Raw genomic sequence first — 2,770 nt, forward strand, 5'->3', positions numbered from 1 at the left:
CTCGGGGAGGTTCCGCGGCCGCGTCCGGCAGCGCCGACGCGTCCACGACGTTCGGGCGTGCCGTCACGACGTACACCGCGGGCGGGCGGGGCCTGACCGGCCGCGGAGGCCCGGTCGCGCCGCCCGTCGTCTCGTCGAGCTCGGCCGCCCGGTTCGAGGAGCGGGCGCGTGCGCGCCGGTCGCGCTCGCGGCGCAAGGTCGCGGCGGTCGCCGGGGGAGCGGTCGCGGCGGGCGCGCTCGGGTGGCTGCTGCTGCTGTCGCCGGTGCTCGCGCTGGACCCGCAGGACGTGCGTGTCGAGGGTGCAGGCACGGTGGTCGCGGTCGACCAGGTGCTCGACGTCGTGGACGCGCACGCCGGCACGCCGCTGCCGCGGCTCGACACCGTGCGCCTGCGCGACGAGGTGCTCGAGGTCCCGGGCGTGCGCGAGGCGCGCGTGACGCGTGGCTGGCCGCACGGGCTGCTCGTGGTCCTCGTCGCGCGCGAGCCGGTCGCGGCGGTGCCCGAGCCGGCCGAGGGCGGGTTCGCGCTCCTCGACATGGAGGGCGTCCAGGTGGGCCGGGTCGACACCGCCCCGGACGGGCTCCCGGTGGTCGACGTGCCGGTCGGTGACGCGCGCACGCTGTCCGCGGTCCTCGCGGTGCTCGAGCAGCTGCCCGCCGACCTGCTGGCGCAGGTGCAGGGCGTGTCAGCGCGCACGCAGGACACGGTCACCATGCAGCTGCGCGACGGTGTGCGGGTGGACTGGGGGTCCGCGTCGGAGACGCCGCTCAAGATCGCGGTGCTGTCGACGCTGCGGTCGTCGGCCGCGGCGGCGGGGGCGACGGTGATCGACGTCTCGGCCCCGCGGCTGCCGATCACGCGGTGACGGGTCGGGCGGCGCGAGGGCGTCCGGAACACGTCGCGCGACACGCGGCGTGGTGCGTTGAACACGGCGCGTGCGGCACCTAGCGTCACGCACTGACAGCACGCCTGACATAACTCTAACCCTCAACCTGAACCTGAAGGTTGAACCTCGACCGCGGCGTGTCGCGGTCACCCTCGCGGGCAGCACCCCGCGACCGGCTCGGAACGAGAGGCACCCACCGTGGCAGCTCCGCAGAACTACCTGGCGGTCATCAAGGTCGTCGGCATCGGCGGCGGCGGCGTCAACGCCGTGAACCGCATGATCGAGGTCGGCCTCAAGGGTGTCGAGTTCATCGCCGTCAACACCGACGCCCAGGCCCTGCTCATGTCGGACGCCGACGTCAAGCTCGACGTCGGCCGCGAGCTCACGCGCGGGCTCGGCGCGGGCGCGGACCCCGAGGTCGGCAAGAAGGCCGCCGAGGACCACGCCGAGGAGATCGAGGACGTCCTGCGCGGCGCCGACATGGTCTTCGTGACCGCGGGCGAGGGCGGCGGCACGGGCACCGGCGGCGCGCCGGTCGTCGCGCGCATCGCCCGCTCGCTCGGCGCCCTGACGATCGGTGTCGTGACGCGTCCGTTCACCTTCGAGGGCCGACGCCGCTCGGTGCAGGCCGACACGGGCATCGAGGCGCTGCGCGCCGAGGTCGACACGCTCATCGTCATCCCGAACGACCGCCTGCTGTCGATCTCCGACCGCAACGTGTCGGTCCTCGACGCGTTCCACTCCGCCGACCAGGTGCTGCTGTCCGGCGTGCAGGGCATCACCGACCTCATCACGACCCCGGGTCTCATCAACCTCGACTTCGCCGACGTGAAGTCCGTCATGCAGGGCGCCGGCTCGGCGCTCATGGGCATCGGGTTCGCGCGCGGTGAGGACCGTGCGGTGCAGGCCGCCGAGATGGCGATCTCGTCGCCGCTGCTCGAGGCCAGCATCGACGGCGCGCACGGCGTGCTGCTGTCGATCCAGGGCGGCTCCGACCTCGGTCTGTTCGAGATCAACGAGGCCGCGCGCCTCGTGCAGGAGGCCGCGCACCCCGAGGCGAACATCATCTTCGGTGCGGTCATCGACGACGCCCTGGGCGACGAGGTCCGCGTGACCGTCATCGCGGCCGGTTTCGACGGCGGCGGCCCGGTCGTGCGCCGCGACTCGCGCGCGCTCGGTCAGGTCAGCGGCGCGTCCGTCCGCTCCGTCCCGTCGGTCCCGTCGGTGCCCACGCCGCGTCCCGTCGTCGACCCCGAGGACGAGGTCCTGCCGGTCGGCGCGTACGGGCAGTCGCGCACCGCGCGCCCCGCGCCGCAGCCCGAGGTGCCCGCGTTCCTGTCCACCGAGGCCGAGCCCACGCCGATCACCGGCGCGCTCGAGGTGCCGCGCATCTTCACCGAGGACGCGGCCCGCCGGGAGCGCGAGGAGCTCGACGTCCCCGACTTCCTCAAGTAGCGGTGCCGCGCGAGCTCGCCGTGCTCGCCGTGGACCTCGGCCCGGGCGTCCGGGCAGGGTTCACGACGCGGGCCGGCGGCGTGAGCCGTGCGCCGTACGACGCGCTCAACCTCGGTGCGGGCGTCGCCGACGACCCGTCGGCCGTCGCGGAGAACCGCCGCCGCATCGCGCGCTGGGTCGGCGCACCGGTGGCGTACGGCACGCAGGTGCACGGTCGGCAGGTCGCGGTCGTGCGCGCCCCGGCCGAGGACGACGACCCGCTCGCGTCGGTCGGCGAGGTCGACGCGCTCGTCGGCGTCGCGCCGGGTGTCGCGGTCGGCGTGCTCGTCGCGGACTGCGTGCCCGTGCTGCTCGCCGACGCCGAGGCCGGCCTGGTCGCCGCGGTGCACGCCGGTCGGCGCGGGCTGGTCGCGGGCGTCGTGCAGGCG

Annotated in this window: 3 protein-coding genes; all 3 read left to right on the forward strand. The window is 75.1% G+C overall.

The window, feature by feature from the left end; genetic code table 11:
* Nucleotides 1–866, forward strand: an 866-nt coding sequence (locus CTKZ_RS03175) for a cell division protein FtsQ/DivIB (RefSeq protein WP_235843182.1), incomplete at its 5' end; no start/stop codon positions are given.
* A gap of 219 nt (nucleotides 867–1,085) precedes the next feature.
* Nucleotides 1,086–2,342: a cell division protein FtsZ gene (gene ftsZ / locus CTKZ_RS03180; protein WP_124341578.1), complete on the forward strand. Its 1,257-nt coding sequence runs from the start codon at nucleotides 1,086–1,088 to the stop codon at nucleotides 2,340–2,342.
* 2 nt (nucleotides 2,343–2,344) lie between these two features.
* Nucleotides 2,345–2,770 (forward strand): purine nucleoside phosphorylase YfiH/LACC1 family protein (locus CTKZ_RS03185; RefSeq protein ID WP_200829625.1); only part of this gene is annotated, 426 nt, incomplete at its 3' end.

The organism is Cellulomonas algicola (genome assembly GCF_003851725.1).
In the GTDB taxonomy this organism is placed as follows: domain Bacteria; phylum Actinomycetota; class Actinomycetes; order Actinomycetales; family Cellulomonadaceae; genus Cellulomonas; species Cellulomonas algicola.